The following is a 15,761-nucleotide window of genomic DNA, read 5'->3' on the forward strand; positions in this document are numbered from 1 at the left end:
GGGACTATTCGATACAGTAGCTGAGGAAGCGCAGCAGCGGTCAGGCACTATTCGATACAGTAGCTGAGGAAGCGCAGCAGCGGTCGGGAAAGATGTTTCTGCCGGTGGTGGATACGATACAGCGTCCGCTTGAGTTCGGGCAGAGGAATGGCCACCTCGCGCAGCGTTCCCAGCGCCAGCGGCTCCTCTATAACCCGGCGCGACAGGCAGCTGATGCCCATGCCGTGACGCACCGCATGCTTGATTGCTTCTGAATTCCCCAGCTCCAGCGCCAGCCTGAACTGCGGCAGATGGGAAAGCAGCAGATAATCGACGATTTCTCGCGTACCCGATCCCTTTTCACGCAGGATCCAGGTGGCGCTGGCCAGCGTATCAAGCGTGACGGGCTGGTTGAAGATATCTGCATCGGGTGCGGCAAACACCACCAGCTCGTCCTCCAGCCAGGGTTCGCTTATCAGATCGGGTCGGTGACACGGGCCTTCAATCAGGCCAATATCGACCCGAAAGTCGGCGACCGCATTAATCACATCCTGGCTGTTACCGACGCTCAGCTCAAGTGGCAAATCAGGATAATCGCGTCGCCAGCCGGCAATCATGCCAGGCAGCAGGTAATTGCCGATGGTACTGCTGGCATAAACCCGCAGGGCGCCGTTATCCTCACGAAACAGCTGCTCTATTTCCATTGCCTGTTCCAGCAGCGCCAGCGCACGCGGGTAGAGCAGCCGCCCATGTTCGTTCACCACCAGTCGCTTGCCCACCCTGTCAAACAGCTGGACGCCGAGCTGCCCTTCGAGATCGGCCAGTGCTGCGCTGACGGCCGACTGGGACAGCGACATTCCCTGTGAGGCCTGAGTGGTGGATCCACTTTTCAGTACCTCGCAGAACACCTCCAGCTGCCTTAACGTGATATGCATAACTTCCCCCTCTCCATCTGATAATGGCTCTGAATCTATCTCTAATAGTGGTTAATAATAAATATATAATCTATTTCTCTTTTAAACCAGCATTCTCCATGCTGTGCATATTGAAAAGGAGCGAGCCATGACTGATTTTACTTTCCCTACCTTCCCCGCGCGACCGCAGCGCTTTATTCCGGGATTGCTGATGGCGCTGCTGCTCGCCGCAGCCGCCACCTGGCTGAGCGCCCTGCCGGTAATAGCCTCACTCGGGCTGGGTGCGCTAACGCTGGCGATTATTGTCGGGGTAGTTTTCGGTAACACGCTCTACTTTCGCGTTGCGACCCGCTGTGATGCGGGCGTGTTGCTGACAAAGCAGCGTCTGCTGCGGCTGGGGATTGTGCTGTATGGCTTTCGGCTGACCGTTCAACAGCTCACGGAAGTGGGCATTCGGGGCATCGCCATTGATCTGCTGACCCTCGGTTCAACCTTTTTTATCGCCTGCTGGGCGGGACGGCGCCTGCTGGGCCTGGATCGGGAGTCTGCATGGCTAATCGGTGCGGGCAGCAGTATCTGTGGCGCAGCGGCAATTCTGGCGACGGGACCGGTGATCAAAGCTGATTCAGCGAAAGTGGCCGTCGCCGTTGCCACCGTGGTAATTTTCGGCACCCTGGCGATTTTCATCTATCCCCTGCTCTACCCCTACGCGCACAGCCTGTTTCCGCGTCTGACGCCTGAAATCTGGGGCGTTTATACCGGGTCAACGCTGCATGAAGTGGCACAGGTTGTCGCTGCCGGACACGCCGTCGGCCCGGAAACTGAAAATGCTGCCGTGATCGCGAAGATGCTGCGCGTAATGATGCTGGCTCCTTTCCTGCTGCTGCTCAGTGCCTGGGTGAAACGTACGGCCAGCCAGAGCGGCACTCTAAAGACCAGGATCCAAATTCCCTGGTTTGCTCTGCTGTTTATTGTCGCCGTACTGCTTAACTCGCTGCATCTGCTACCCGCCTCGCTGGTTAGCGGACTTACGCAGGTCGATAATGTGCTGCTGGCTGCCGCAATGGCGGCGCTGGGGTTGACCACCCGGTTTGCTGACCTCAGGCAGGCCGGTACAAAACCCCTTATGCTGGGTGGACTGCTTTTTATCTGGCTGATCGCCGGCGGGGGCATTATCAACCTGACCGTACAGCATCTGTGGTCATAACTTACCGTGCAGCATCTGTGGTCATCGCTTACCGCCTGCGGTTATCATTGCAGCCTGAAAAGAGGCCAATAACAGGAGAGATGGCATGAAATATATTGGTGCCCACGTCAGCGCAGCGGGCGGCGTAGACAAAGCAGTGATCCGCGCCCATGAACTGGAAGCCACGGCCTTTGCGCTTTTCACTAAAAATCAGCGCCAGTGGCGGGCCGCGCCGCTCAGTAGTGAAGTGATTACCGCCTTTCGCGAGGCCTGTGAAAAATACCATTTCACCTCCGCGCAGATCCTGCCGCACGACAGTTATCTGATTAATCTTGGCCATCCGCAGCAGGAGGCGCTGGATAAGTCTCGTGAGGCGTTTTTAGATGAAATGCGCCGCTGTGAACAGCTGGGACTGTCGCTACTGAACTTTCATCCCGGCAGCCATCTGCAGCAGATTGATGAAGAGGCATGTCTGAAGCGCATTGCCGAGTCAATCAACATTGCGCTGAACCAGACTCAGGGCGTGACTGCCGTTATTGAAAATACCGCCGGACAGGGCAGCAACCTGGGTTTCCGCTTTGAGCACCTGGCGGCGATTATCGATGGCGTAGAGGATAAATCACGCGTCGGCGTGTGTATTGATACCTGCCATGCCTTTGCCGGAGGATATGATTTACGTACGGAGGCGGCATGCGTGGACACCTTTGCTGAATTTGATCGCACGGTGGGCTTCGATTTTCTGCGCGGTATGCACCTCAACGACGCTAAAAGTGAATTCGCCAGCCGGGTCGACCGCCATCACAGCCTGGGTGAAGGCAATATTGGTAAGACGGTATTTAGCTGGCTGATGAAAGATGCGCGTTTTGATGGCATTCCGCTGATTCTGGAGACGGTAAATCCCGATATCTGGAAAGATGAGATTGCGTGGCTCAGGTCAGAGCAGAAGCAGGTCTACTGACGACTCTCTGCCAGCGTGTTTAGGGTTGTTTATGCGGGTCGGGGGATCAATAAAAAAAGCGCGGTTACCCGCGCTTTTTTTCATCAGAGAAGTATCAGGCTTTAGCCAGCTCCGACTCCGGACGCTTCAGTACCGCGTAGGAGAGGCCCGCCACCAGGGTTCCCACGATAATGGCCATCAGGTAACCCATAACCGGGGTGATAGCACCGGGGATCAGCAGAACAAACAGGCCGCCGTGCGGTGCCATCAGCTTCGCGCCCACCGCCATGGAAATGGCACCGGTCAGCGCGCCGCCCACAATGCAGCAGGGCAGTACGCGCATCGGGTCGCGTGCGGCAAATGGAATGGCCCCTTCGGAGATAAAGCACAGGCCGAGAACCAGCGCTGCCTTGCCCCCTTCCTGCTGGCCTTTATTAAATTTCCTGCGCGCCACCAGCGTTGCCAGCCCCATTGCCAGCGGAGGAACCATGCCCGCCGCCATAATTGCCGCCATCGGCGCATAGGTTTGCGAACTGAGCAGCCCGACGCCAAAGGCATAGGCCACCTTATTGACCGGGCCGCCCATATCGGTACACATCATGCCACCCAGTACGGCACCCAGCAGCACCGCATTCGCCGTTCCCATATTCGCCAGCCAGTGGGTCAGCCCTTCCATGATTTTAGCAACCGGCGTGCCGACCACGTAAATCATCAGCAGGCCGGTGACCAGGCTGGCGATTAGCGGGATAATCAGAATCGGCTTGAGCGCCTCCATACTCTGCGGCAGCCTGAGTTTGGCGCTGATAAATTTTGCTGCATAGCCGGCAATAAAACCGGCAATAATGCCACCGAGGAAGCCCGCGTTAATGCTGGTAGCGAGCATGCCGCCAATCAGACCCGGCGTCAGGCCCGGGCGGTCGGCGATGGAGAACGCAATAAAGCCAGCCAGCACCGGAACCATCAGCGCGAATGCGCTACCGCCCCCGATTTGCATTAACGCCGCCGCCAGCGTGCCCTGCTCTTTGAAGGCGGTAATACCGAAGGCAAACGACAGCGCGATGCTCAACCCCCCCGCTACTACCATCGGCAGCATATAGGAGACACCGGTTAACAGATGACGATAGGCGCCCGCGCCCTCTTTCTTCTCTTCACCCTGTGATGCTGAGCTACTGCCCCCTTTAGGCTGATAAGGCTTCGCTTCCGCGACCGCTTTATCCAGCTCCTGGGCGGTTTTCTTCAGCGCCAGTCCGGTAGAGGTGCGATACATTGGCTTGCCGGCAAATTTCGCCAGATCCACCTCAATATCCGCTGCCACGATGACCAGGTCAGCTTCTGCCACTTCCTCTGCCGTAATGGTATTGCCCGCGCCCACGGATCCGCGCGTTTCCACCTTAACCCACCAGCCGCGTTTTTTCGCTTCGGTATCAATAGCTTCGGCTGCCATAAAGGTATGCGCCACGCCGGTTGGACAGGCGGTAACCGCGACAATGCGTTTTGCCCGCTGTTCGCTTAGGGCACCTGCTGACGCCTGCGCTGGCGAGGCTGCTGGCGCGTGCCAGGTTTTAGCTTCGCTTTGCGCCGTGGTTAGCACCGCGTCTGGCTGGCGCATGAGCTGTTCGATATCAGCAACGTATACGGATTTCCCGTCAAGGCTGGCGTCGGCAGGGATACTTTTTCCTGCCACAATCACCCGATCTGCCTCAGCCAGGCTGTCGGTCAGCGTCACGCCCAGTTTCACCGCAGCGGCGGTTGCCATGTTTTTTGCCAGATAACCTGTCGCCAGGCCCAGCGAAGAATCAATTATCAGCAGCGTTTTCATTGTGCTTCTCCTGCTGTCAGTTAAATGGTTCCAGCTTGACGCGCGCCATCATAGCGGCCAGCTGGGTACGATCGGTAATGCCAACGTTGCTCTGACTGACGGCCAGGGCCGCCACGGCCGTAGCCAGTCGAAGCGTATGCTCGCTGGATTCGCGCATCAGCAGGCCATAAATCAGCCCACCAACCATTGAATCCCCGGCACCCACGGTGCTTACCACTTCACACGCGGGCGGTTTGGCAATCCATTCACCTGAAGCATTTACCCACAGTGCGCCTTCCGCACCCAGTGAGATCACCACGTGAGCAATACCCTGTTCGCGCAGGGCATGTGCCGCTTCTATTACTTCCTGTAACGTCGGGAGTTTGCGTCCGGCCCAAATCTCCAGTTCGCGTCGGTTTGGCTTCACCAGCCAGGGCGCAGCTTTAAGGCCCGCTACCAGCGCTTCACGGCTGCTGTCGAAAATAATGCAGGGGCAGTGGGTACGCAGCGCACGCATCCAGTCGGTAAACGCATCCGGGTCGACGCCGGCCGGCAGGCTACCGCTGACGCAGACCATATCAAACTGGCCCAGCCACGTGAGTGAGTCGGTCGTAAAACGCTCCCAGTCCTGCCCCGTAACCTCAAACCCCGAAAAGTTGAGGTCCGTTACGTCTCCGCCTTTCTCAGTGAGCTTAACGTTGATACGGGTACGGCCTTCGACCACCTGAAAGCGATTAGCAATACCCAGTTCGCTGAACAGATGCTGAAAGCCATCCTGATTCTCTTTACCAAGGAAGCCACCGACGGTGACATCGATCCCCAGGTCCTTCAGCACTTTAGCAACGTTTATCCCTTTACCCGCCGCATGCAGACCGGTAGTTTTTACCAGGTTTACCTCGCCCCGTTCGATTTCAGGCGTATAACCCACCAAATCGTAAGCCGGGTTCAGGGTGATTGTGGCGACGCGCCTGCTCATGATGCCCCCTCGCCAAGACCGCCAGAAATTGCCTCACCAATGGCCTTAATTGCCTGAGGTGCATCTTCACCGCTGGCGGTAAAACGCAGCCGGTGACCTTTCTTCACCCCCAGCGCCACAACCTTCATCAGGCTCCGGCCATTGGCTGGCTTGCCGCTTCCGTCGAGATTCGTCACGGTGACGTCGCAATTAAACTGTTTGATCACCGTGACCAGCGCGGTGCCGGGACGGGCATGCAATCCATGTTCGTTGCGAATGGTGAACTCTTCCGTCAGCACATCCGCCTGTTCCGAGACTTCACTGGTCAGTAGCGCAAGAATACCCGCTGCATCGGCACTCAACAGGCGATCGGCTTTCTGGTTAATCAGCAGGTCACTGAGGTAGTTCAGCACGTTTAGCGGGCTGTCATCGTTGACCGCCACGGTCACCAGCAGCGCGGCTTTCTCACCGTCAACCTCAAAGGACGTGGCGCTGCGGCTGACGGCGACCGCGCTGGCAAGATTGCCCTCGGTGCTGTCGCTCAGCCAGACGCCCTGCCCCAGGTTAAGCGGGCGGGAGGCGATGACACGGCTAACAAAGGTCGCATCGACTGCCCCCGCCTGCTGTAAGCGGCCCGCATTAAGCGCCTGAAGCGTCATCAGATCGCCGGTGGCAACGTCGGTGGTAATCAGCGAAGTATCAAACTTAAATTCCCCTGCCAGCTTTTCGCCCATCAGCAGGCTACGCAGCGTTTCGGCTGAATCGGCGCTTTTTAGCTGCTCGGCCACGCTGTCATCGCTGAGAACGTGGGTCAGCTGACGCAGCAGCGCGAGATGTTCATCCGACTTTGCCGCGATACCAATCACCACCCAGGCGGTCTGATCCTCGCCCCAGGCGATACCCTGCGGAAACTGATACACCTGGACGCCCGTTTGCAACACCAGATCGCGGGTATCCGTGGTGCCGTGAGGGATAGCAATACCGTTACCCAGATAGGTTGAGGTCTGCTGCTCGCGGGCGAGCATACCGTCAACGTAACCTTCTCCCACGTTGCCCGCACGAGTAAGTGCGGCAGCAACCTGACGAATGGCATCCTCTTTGTTTTCGGCAGTGGCGCCGGGATGAATAGCGGACAGTTCAAGCTGGAACATAGTTCTCCTCGCTGCTTAGATTGAATCGTTTCAGCTAATTTATGAAACCGCGTACGCTCTCTGGTCTAACACGCTGAACGGACAACGCTGAAACGTTTCAATGAGTGTGTTCTTCTTCGCCTCGGCGATGCAAGTTTTACCGCTGGTTGGGTAACGATTTTTTGATGCCACGCACATTTTATCGCTTCTTTCTGGAATTATCGGGCAGAAAGCGTTCTCCGGGAGCGGGTCAGCTGAAGCTAAGCTGACACCTCTCGCGCCGGGTAAATCGCAGAATGCCGGGGGCCGCCGCCAGGGAGGGATCCACACCCTGTCTCGGTTTTGCATCTCGCATCCGGGGTTTGCAACAAGGTGGAGCGGCAGAGAACGCAATAAAGGTTAAGGTGCCGTTTCAGCTTCAAGCTGAATAAGCCAGGTCAGGGCTTCGTCCCGATGGGTGAAGCACATATCAGACCTCGCCTTTAAGCTGCCGCATACGCTGGGACGCAGGGGCGAGGTGAAGATCTTACACATGAAATTATCAGCAAGCTGGATACAGCGCGTATTCGCGGGCTTCCCCTGCGGCATGCCGGGGATGGGGCTGGAGATCGAAGGGGCTATGCAGCACGCTCCGCAATCGGTACGACATTCCATCAAAAGACCTCGGGGAAAAATCAACGGTAACGGAGCGTCAGGCAGCGCGGCAGGCATTTAAAACGTGAACATAGCAGGCGCCCTGAGTGAATACTATTCTTTAATGACATTCTGAGAAAAGTGTCCTGCATGACTGCCGTTCAGCACTTGCCTGAATCCTTGCGCAAGAGTAAGTTGTCGCGAGAATTTTCCCTGGCCCTTTTTACTGAGATTTTTATATGCCAAGAGCGAACGAAATTAAAAAAGGTATGGCCGTAAGTTTCAACGGCAAGCTGCTGTTAGTGAAGGATATTGACGTTCAGAGCCCGAGCGCACGCGGGGCATCGACGCTGTATAAAATGCGTTTTACCGATATCCGTACCGGTATGAAAGTGGAAGAGCGCTTTAAGGGCGATGACATTATTGACACCATCTCTCTGAGTCGACGTCAGGTGACTTTCTCCTACATTGATGGGGACGAGTATGTCTTTATGGACGACGAGGACTACACGCCCTATATCTTTAAAAAAGAGCAGATTGAAGAGGAACTGCTGTTTCTGCCCGAGGGCGGGATCCCGGGTATTCAGGTCCTGACCATGGACGGCCAGATTCTGGCGCTCGAGCTGCCGCAAACCGTTGATATGGAAATCGTGGAAACCACGCCGGGTATTAAAGGCGCCTCTGCCAGCGCCAGAACAAAACCAGCCACCATGATAACCGGCCTGGTTATTCAGGTTCCTGAATACCTGAGCAGCGGCGATAAAATACGCATTCATATCCCCGAGCGCCGCTATATGAGCCGTGCGGACTAATCAGTACGCGATAAATTCGGCAACGTCCTTGCGCGCGGCCGAATTTGTTATATTATAACAATTCCCGGGCGTACTAATTGTAGTTGACGGTCATAATCCCCATTTTGTGCTGTGCATCGAGCCATTTCACCTGCGTTTGCCCCAGCTCAGCAGGTAACGCCTGCGCATCAGGATGCGTGATGTAGACCTGGGTTTTACCCTGCTTAAAACAGGATGTTCTGATCAAGTCGGACTGCTGGTCGATTTCGCAGCTGGGCGACACAATCGCGCCCTGAAAGGTAATGATGCCAGAGCCTGCACTGGCCTGTGCCTCTCCTGCCAGAGCGGTTTCCGTCCATAGCGGGATGAGCAGACTGACCACAGTCATTTGCACTGCAATTTTTACGCCATTCATAGTTACCTCGTCGATTAACTGCTGGCACTTTGAAGATAGTCGTTGGTGGGCAGGTAAGTTAATTATCGGCATCGGTGAGCAGAAGATTAATTCACCTTTAGCTGAATGCGCAGAGAGAGGAAAAGATGGCACGAGTTAATTTAATCACCGGATTTCTGGGCAGCGGCAAAACTACCACCCTCCAGCATCTTCTTTCTCAAAAACCGGCAGACGAAAAATGGGCGATACTGGTTAATGAGTTTGGCGAAGTGGGTATTGATGGGGCCCTGCTGGCAGAGAGTGGCGCTATCCTGAAAGAGATCCCCGGCGGCTGCATGTGCTGCGTGAACGGCCTGCCGATGCAGGTTGGGCTGAATATGCTGCTTAAGCAGGCCCAGCCCGATCGCCTGCTGATCGAACCCACTGGCCTCGGGCACCCCAAACAGATCCTTGATATGCTCTCGGCGGATGTTTACCGCCCCTGGCTCACGCTGGATGCCTCGTTATGCCTGCTGGATCCGCGCCAGCTGAGCGACAGGCGCACCGTTGAAAACGAGAATTTCCGCGATCAGCTGGCGGCGGCCGATATTATCGTCGCGAATAAGGAAGATCGCTGGCTTGATGCCGACCGGCAGGCACTGCACGAATGGCAACAGCAGGATCCACTGAGCCGTCCGGTCATCACCGCCTCCTTTGGCAGAATTGATGCGCAGCTTTTGCGCCAGCCGCGTAAAAACCAGCAGACGCTTCCTCGGCCAGCCCATCATCATGGCCAGCCCGCTTCGGGCCTTGCCGCACTAACACTAAAGCCTGATGCACGGTGGCGCCGTTCGCTAAATCAGGGCCAGGGGTATTTCGCCTGCGGCTGGGTATTCGACAGCGATACGGTTTTTGATACCGTCGGCCTGCTTGAATGGGTACGCCTCTCTCCGGTCACGCGGGTTAAAGGTGTGATGCGCATCCAGGAAGGGTTGGTTAGCGTTAATCGTCAGGGTGACGACTTTCATATCGAGACCCGCCAGTCTTCGCCACCTGACAGCCGCATTGAGGTCATCCATGAAGCGGAAGCGGACTGGAACGCGTTACAAACATCTTTGTTGCAACTTCGTTTAACTTTCGTGTAATAATCTACGCCGTTACGATTTCTTAATTTAACCTTAAGACGAAATGACTGCTAAACGCTTACTTTCCATCCTGGTGCTTAATGCACTTGGCCTGGCGCTATTTTTCTCATGGTACCTGCCCGCCCATCACGGTTTCTGGTTTGACATTGATAAAAGCATTTTCTACTGGTTCAATGAAAGACTGGTCACCAGCAAACCCCTGCTGTGGTTCGTGGCCATTACCAACTATCGCGCTTTTGATGGCGTCTCGCTGTTAGCAATGGGTGCGCTTTACCTGAGCTTCTGGCTGCATGAAACCCCTCAGGGCCGCCGTCGCATGCTGGCCATCGGTATTACTATGCTGCTGGCTGCCGTCGTGCTTAACCAGCTCGGCCATCTGATCCCGGTTTCGCACCCCAGCCCCACTAAATTCTTCCCGGACGTTAATCATGTCACGCGCCTGACCGGCATACCGACTAAAGATGCGTCAGCGGACAGCTTCCCCGGCGATCACGGCATGATGCTGATGATTTTCGCCTGCTTTATGCTGCGCTATTTCACTCGCCGCGCCTTTTTAATCGCGGTAGCGATAGTACTGATTTTTGCCTCTCCCCGCATAATGATTGGGGCACACTGGTTTACTGACGTGGCGGTGGGTTCGCTTTCAATTGTGCTGGTCGGCATGAGCTGGCTGTTAATAACCCCGGCCAGCGACTATCTGGTCAATGTGGTTAATCGCTATTTACCTGGAAAATATAAGCCCGCTAAGTAAATATTAGTCTGTTAATGCTTTGCAGCAGGCAGCATCGTAATGCTTATCTCATTTATTACGGTGCTGCTTAATACCCTTCTTCGCTCACAGACATAAACGCTTCGCCGGAAATAACTGAACAAAGAACGACGAGGGTGCCGCCCTGGCAGCAGTTTATGCCATAAAAAATGCTTTCAGACCGACATTTAACTACGTTCTGCATCATGCCCCTCTTTAACACCTGAATACCTTCTTTACCCTCATGATTCCTGCACATTTGCCGATAAAACGGCCATTTTAATATTCTTATGTTTCACATCATTAAAACCTATAAAAAAGACGCTAAAACCCCTCGCCATGCTGTCTGTAATCGGTTAATCTCATTTTCGATTAGGCCAACGCTGTAAGATATTTCCTTAATTTACACTTTTAACTGTGCTCTCTGGCACATTTTAGAGGTTCAGGAATTGTCTTACCCCTGTGCGCTAATTAATCTCGTTCCGTTTCGTAATATCTGACGACTTCGTCGTTAAGGACTTCAAGGGATCACAAACATAATGGTCAAGTCTCAACCGATGCTGAGATATATCTGGCGGGTTTTACCTGCTGTCGCCTTAGCGACGTTACTGTCAGCCTGTAGTTCGACCAACAGCAGCAACAATGCACAAACTGATACTCATGCAGTTAAGAGCCAGGACGGCTTTTTACTTCAAGCGTCTCAGGATGAATTCGAAAAAATGGTTCAGAACGTGGATATTAAATCCCGACTGATGGACCAGTATGCGGTCTGGAAAGGCGTTCGTTATCGCCTGGGCGGCACCAGCAAACGCGGCATTGATTGCTCTGCATTTGTACAAACCACCTTCCGTGAGCAGTTTGGTCTCGATCTGCCGCGCTCCACCTACGAGCAGGAAGACACAGGGAAAAGCATTCAGCGTACAAAGCTGCGCCCCGGTGATTTAGTGCTGTTCCGCGCCGGTTCAACCGGTCGCCACGTCGGCATTTATCTGGGTAACGATAACTTTGTCCATGCCTCAACCAGCAGCGGCGTGATGATCTCGAATCTGAACGACAACTACTGGAAGCATCGCTATCATGAGGCACGGCGCGTTCTGACCCGAACGCAAAGCTGATTTCGATCCCCTGAAGTCTGCGAAAAACGAGAGAGAAAACGCTGCCGCGGCAGCGTTTTTTTTTGCCTGCTGCCAGGCGTGATAACGGGATGTTGGCATTAACGGTGGGAGCTAAGTAACTTTATGATATTGCGCTTTGCTTTTATACTCTTCAGCTGCATGGTGACCACGGCCCAGGCTGAGAATATTAATGAGAGTTACGCGTTTGCACAGCTCGGCGAGCCTAAATATGCCGTCGATTTCTCCCACTACGATTATGCCAATCCCGCCGCGCCCAGGGGCGGTAATATTACGCTTTCGGCGGTGGGCACCTATGATAACTTTAATCGCTTTGCCTCACGCGGCAATCCTGCGGCGGGCACTGACACGCTGTATGACCGGCTGTTTACCTCATCAGAGGATGAAGCCGCCAGCTATTATCCCCTGATTGCCGAGTTTGCGCGTTATCCTGATGATTATCGCTGGGTGGAAGTTTCCCTGAATCCCCTGGCTCGCTTTCAAGACGGCAGCCCCATCACCGCCCGCGACGTGGCCTTCACCTTTAACAAATTTATGACGGAAGGCGTACCGCAGTTTCGGGTGGCGAATAAGGGTGTGACTGCCCGGGCTATTTCCGCGCTGACCGTGCGGTTTGACCTGCCTGTGGGTGATAAAGATCGGGTACTGTCGCTGCTGTCGCTACCGGTATTCCCGGAAAAATTCTGGCAGCATCACCGACTGGATGAACCGCTTCGCACTCCACCTCCGGGCAGCGGTCCCTACCGGATAACCGCCTGGAAAGTCGGACAGTCTGTTACCTGGTCGCGCGTGAAGGATTACTGGGCGGCAAATCTGCCGGTGAATAAAGGTCGCTTCAATTTCGATACGATCCGCTACGACTATTATCTTGACGATAACGTTGCCTTTGAAGCCTTTAAGGCGGGCGCGTTCGATTTCCGCGCCGAGAGCTCGGCTAAAAGCTGGGCCACACAATATCGCGGCAGCAACTTTGACCACCATCTGATTATTAAGGATGAACAGCCCAACACCGCCGCCACGGATACCCGCTGGCTGGCCTTTAATGTGCAAAAGCCGCTGTTTAAGGATCGCCGCGTGCGCGAGGCCATTTCGCTGGTATTCGATTTCGAATGGATGAATAAGGCGCTGTTCTATAATGCGTACCGTCGAACCGACAGTTATTTCCAGAATACCGAATACGCCGCGCGGCATTATCCCGATGCAAAAGAGCTGGAGATCCTTGCGCCCTTTAAGGGAGAAATCCCCGATGAAGTATTCACGCAAATTTATCACCCTCCCCATACTGACGGTAGCGGGTATGACCGCGATAATCTTCTCAGGGCGCTGGCCCTGCTTAAACAGGCAGGCTGGGAGATAAAAAACCAGAAGCTAACCAATCAGCAGACGGGGAAGACATTCAGCTTTGAACTGCTGCTGCGCAGCGGGGAGAATAATCAGTGGGTACTCCCCTTCCAGCACGCGCTGTCACGGCTCGGTATCCAGCTTACCCTTCGCCAGGTCGACAGCTCACAGTATCTGGCCCGTGCGCGCAGTCGTGATTATGATATGCGCCCCATCAGCTACTTTGCTTTCCCCATCCCCGATCCCTCACTGCGGCTGGTCTGGGATTCGGCGTATCTCGCCTCCAGCTATAATGCCCCGGGCGTCGCCAGCCCGGTAGTTGATGCGCTGATAAAGCAGATCATTCAGCACCAGGGGGATAAAAACGCGCTGCTGCCGCTGGCAAGATCGCTGGACCGCGTCCTGCTGTGGAATGATTACATGATCCCGATGTGGTATAACGCCCGCGATCGCTATGCCTGGTGGAATAAGTTCTCAATGCCGGCGATCCGCCCTGCCTGGTCACTGGGCTTTGACAGCTGGTGGTATGATGTCAACAAAGCCGCGCAGCTGCCGGCACAGCGTCGTTAAGGAGCAAAGAGTGGGTGCCTATCTGCTACGCCGGCTGCTGCTGGTCATCCCCACGCTGTGGGCGATTATTACCATCAACTTTTTTATTGTGCAGATTGCACCCGGTGGTCCGGTTGACCAGGCGCTGGCCAATATCGAGTTCGGTCAGAGCACCGGACTACCAGGCGGGGGCGGTGCTTCCGACAGCCATGCGCGCGGCACGCCGAATTCGATGCCCGGCGACAGCCAGTATCGCGGTTCCCGGGGACTGGACCCGGAAGTGATCGCCGAAATAACCCGCCGCTACGGCTTCGATAAGCCCCTGTATCAGCGCTATTTCGACATGCTGTGGCACTACGCGCGCTTTGACTTTGGCGACAGCCTGTTTCGCAGCAGTTCGGTTATTCAGCTCATTAAACAGAGCCTGCCCGTTTCGGTGACGCTGGGGCTGTGGAGCACGCTGATTATCTATCTGGTTTCTATCCCGCTCGGCATCAACAAGGCGGTACGTAACGGTAGCGCCTTCGATACCTGGAGCAGTACGCTGATCATTGCGGGCTATGCTATCCCGTCATTTCTGTTTGGCATCGTGATGATTGTGCTGTTCGCGGGCGGCAGCTACCTGGACTGGTTTCCCCTGCGCGGGCTGGTTTCTGCCCGGTTCGACGCGCTCCCCTGGTATGGTAAAATTACCGATTATCTGTGGCACATTACGCTGCCGGTACTTGCCACCGTTATCGGCGGCTTTGCCACCCTGACGATGCTCACCAAAAATGCTTTTACCGATGAAATTCGTAAACAGTATGTGGTAACCGCCAGAGCGAAGGGGCTGGATGAGAAAAAAATCCTTTATCGTCACGTCTTTCGCAACGCCATGCTGCTGGTTATCGCCGGGTTTCCCGCCACCTTTATCAGCATGTTTTTTACCGGATCGCTGCTGATTGAAGTGATGTTCTCCCTCAATGGACTCGGCCTGCTGGGCTATGAAGCGACCCTGCAGCGTGACTATCCGGTGATGTTTGGCACGCTCTACATCTTTACGCTGATCGGCCTGCTGTTGAATATCCTTAGCGATATCACCTATACGCTGGTTGATCCACGCATTGATTTTGAGGGGCGCTAATGAAAAGGTTGAACCCGGTTAATCAGGCACGCTGGGCGCGTTTTTGCCATAACCGACGCGGTTACTGGTCGCTGTGGATTTTCATCGCGCTGTTTATCCTCTGCCTGGGCGCTAACCTGCTGGCAAACGATAAGCCGCTGATTGTCCGCTACCAGCAGCAGACTTATTTTCCCCTGCTGGTGAATTATACCGAAGCCGATTTTGGCGGCCCGCTGGCAACCGCGGCGGATTATCAGGATCCCTGGCTTAAGTCGCGCCTGAGCCAGCACGGCTGGGCCGTTTGGGCGCCGATCCGTTTTGGTGATAACACCATCAACTTCGCCACCCGCGTCCCTTTCCCCTCGCCCCCCTCCGCGCAGAACTGGCTGGGCACCGACGCCAACGGCGGGGATGTGCTGGCAAGGATCCTCTATGGCACACGCATTTCCCTGCTGTTTGGCCTGACGCTGACGCTTATCTCCAGCGTGATGGGCATCACCGCAGGCGCGCTACAGGGGTACTACGGCGGAAGAGTGGATTTATGGGGCCAGCGCTTTATTGAAGTCTGGTCCGGTATGCCCACGCTGTTTCTGATTATTTTGCTCTCCAGCATCATCCAGCCGGGATTCTGGTGGCTGCTGGGAATAACCGTGATGTTTGGCTGGATGCAGCTGGTCGGCGTGGTGCGCGCCGAATTCCTGCGCGCGCGCAATTTTGACTATATTCGTGCAGCGCAGGCGCTGGGCGTCAGCGACCGGCACATTATGTCACGCCATATGCTACCGAATGCCATGGTCGCGACGCTCACCTGGCTGCCGTTTATTCTGTGCGGATCGATAACCACGCTGACCTCGCTCGACTTTCTCGGCTTTGGCCTGCCGCTGGGCTCTCCCTCGCTGGGGGAGCTGCTCCTGCAGGGGAAAAACAATCTTCAGGCCCCGTGGCTGGGGATTGCGGCCTTCTTCTCGCTGGCGATCCTGCTGTCGCTGCTTATTTTTATCGGCGAGGCGGTTCGTGACGCCTTCGACCCCAGTAAGGTGCACTGAG

At 55.4% G+C, this 15,761-nt stretch carries 16 protein-coding genes; 10 read left to right on the forward strand and 6 right to left on the reverse strand.

Annotated elements, in window-relative coordinates:
- Nucleotides 1-47: 47 nt before the first annotated feature.
- Nucleotides 48-914 (reverse strand): DNA-binding transcriptional regulator YeiE, encoded by an 867-nt coding sequence (gene yieE, locus AAGR22_RS14905; RefSeq protein WP_067708623.1) that lies wholly within the window; start codon nucleotides 912-914, stop codon nucleotides 48-50.
- A 127-nt stretch (nucleotides 915-1,041) separates the two neighbouring features.
- Between yieE and AAGR22_RS14910 the strand changes: the two genes are divergently transcribed.
- Both AAGR22_RS14910 and nfo read left to right on the forward strand, forming a co-directional pair.
- Nucleotides 1,042-2,100 (forward strand): YeiH family putative sulfate export transporter, encoded by a 1,059-nt coding sequence (locus AAGR22_RS14910; RefSeq protein ID WP_345828262.1) that lies wholly within the window; start codon nucleotides 1,042-1,044, stop codon nucleotides 2,098-2,100.
- An 85-nt stretch (nucleotides 2,101-2,185) separates the two neighbouring features.
- On the forward strand, nucleotides 2,186-3,037 hold the full coding sequence (gene nfo / locus AAGR22_RS14915) for a deoxyribonuclease IV (protein ID WP_345828264.1): 852 nt from the start codon (nucleotides 2,186-2,188) through the stop codon (nucleotides 3,035-3,037).
- A gap of 94 nt (nucleotides 3,038-3,131) precedes the next feature.
- Here nfo and fruA read toward each other — a convergent pair whose 3' ends face one another.
- From fruA to AAGR22_RS14935, 4 genes are all read right to left on the reverse strand, one after another.
- Nucleotides 3,132-4,835, reverse strand: coding sequence for a PTS fructose transporter subunit IIBC (fruA, locus tag AAGR22_RS14920; RefSeq protein ID WP_345828266.1), 1,704 nt, complete (start codon nucleotides 4,833-4,835; stop codon nucleotides 3,132-3,134).
- Nucleotides 4,836-4,851: 16 nt separating this feature from the next.
- Nucleotides 4,852-5,790 carry a 1-phosphofructokinase gene (gene fruK / locus AAGR22_RS14925; protein ID WP_067708636.1) on the reverse strand — a complete coding sequence of 313 codons (939 nt, stop codon included), beginning with the start codon at nucleotides 5,788-5,790 and terminating at the stop codon, nucleotides 4,852-4,854.
- A complete protein-coding gene (gene fruB, locus AAGR22_RS14930; protein ID WP_067708639.1) occupies nucleotides 5,787-6,920 on the reverse strand; it encodes a fused PTS fructose transporter subunit IIA/HPr protein in 1,134 nt (377 codons plus the stop codon). Before fruB ends, fruK begins: the two co-directional genes overlap by 4 nt.
- A gap of 378 nt (nucleotides 6,921-7,298) precedes the next feature.
- The gene (locus AAGR22_RS14935; protein WP_231877653.1) at nucleotides 7,299-7,520 is read right to left on the reverse strand and encodes a YkgJ family cysteine cluster protein; all 222 of its coding nucleotides are present in this window, start codon (nucleotides 7,518-7,520) and stop codon (nucleotides 7,299-7,301) included.
- On the opposite strand from AAGR22_RS14935, the gene AAGR22_RS14940 reads away from it, so the two are divergent.
- Nucleotides 7,432-7,614 carry a hypothetical protein gene (locus AAGR22_RS14940; RefSeq protein ID WP_231877654.1) on the forward strand — a complete coding sequence of 61 codons (183 nt, stop codon included), beginning with the start codon at nucleotides 7,432-7,434 and terminating at the stop codon, nucleotides 7,612-7,614. The genes AAGR22_RS14935 and AAGR22_RS14940 overlap by 89 nt on opposite strands.
- A 157-nt stretch (nucleotides 7,615-7,771) precedes the next feature.
- Entirely contained in the window at nucleotides 7,772-8,344 is a 573-nt protein-coding gene (yeiP, locus tag AAGR22_RS14945) for an elongation factor P-like protein YeiP (RefSeq protein WP_067708645.1), read from the forward strand.
- 73 nt (nucleotides 8,345-8,417) lie between these two features.
- On the opposite strand, the gene AAGR22_RS14950 is transcribed toward yeiP, so the two are convergent.
- Nucleotides 8,418-8,711, reverse strand: a complete 294-nt coding sequence (locus AAGR22_RS14950) for a hypothetical protein (RefSeq protein ID WP_345828269.1) — start codon at nucleotides 8,709-8,711, stop codon at nucleotides 8,418-8,420.
- Between the two features lie 152 nt (nucleotides 8,712-8,863).
- On the opposite strand from AAGR22_RS14950, the gene AAGR22_RS14955 reads away from it, so the two are divergent.
- The 6 genes from AAGR22_RS14955 (at nucleotide 8,864) to AAGR22_RS14980 (ending at nucleotide 15,760) form a co-directional block, all read left to right on the forward strand.
- The gene (locus tag AAGR22_RS14955) at nucleotides 8,864-9,841 is read left to right on the forward strand and encodes a GTP-binding protein (RefSeq protein ID WP_345828270.1); all 978 of its coding nucleotides are present in this window, start codon (nucleotides 8,864-8,866) and stop codon (nucleotides 9,839-9,841) included.
- A 43-nt stretch (nucleotides 9,842-9,884) separates the two neighbouring features.
- Entirely contained in the window at nucleotides 9,885-10,592 is a 708-nt protein-coding gene (locus AAGR22_RS14960) for a phosphatase PAP2 family protein (RefSeq protein WP_345828272.1), read from the forward strand.
- A gap of 536 nt (nucleotides 10,593-11,128) precedes the next feature.
- On the forward strand, nucleotides 11,129-11,704 hold the full coding sequence (gene mepS / locus AAGR22_RS14965; protein ID WP_067708656.1) for a bifunctional murein DD-endopeptidase/murein LD-carboxypeptidase: 576 nt from the start codon (nucleotides 11,129-11,131) through the stop codon (nucleotides 11,702-11,704).
- Nucleotides 11,705-11,827: 123 nt separating this feature from the next.
- On the forward strand, nucleotides 11,828-13,633 hold the full coding sequence (locus AAGR22_RS14970) for an extracellular solute-binding protein (protein WP_345828273.1): 1,806 nt from the start codon (nucleotides 11,828-11,830) through the stop codon (nucleotides 13,631-13,633).
- 10 nt (nucleotides 13,634-13,643) lie between these two features.
- Nucleotides 13,644-14,735 (forward strand): microcin C ABC transporter permease YejB, encoded by a 1,092-nt coding sequence (locus AAGR22_RS14975; protein WP_345828275.1) that lies wholly within the window; start codon nucleotides 13,644-13,646, stop codon nucleotides 14,733-14,735.
- Nucleotides 14,735-15,760 carry a microcin C ABC transporter permease gene (locus AAGR22_RS14980; protein WP_345828276.1) on the forward strand — a complete coding sequence of 342 codons (1,026 nt, stop codon included), beginning with the start codon at nucleotides 14,735-14,737 and terminating at the stop codon, nucleotides 15,758-15,760. Before AAGR22_RS14975 ends, AAGR22_RS14980 begins: the two co-directional genes overlap by 1 nt.
- The last annotated feature ends 1 nt before the right edge of the window (nucleotide 15,761 follow it).

The sequence above is a fragment of the Erwinia sp. HDF1-3R genome, from assembly GCF_039621855.1.
Lineage (GTDB): Bacteria > Pseudomonadota > Gammaproteobacteria > Enterobacterales > Enterobacteriaceae > Erwinia.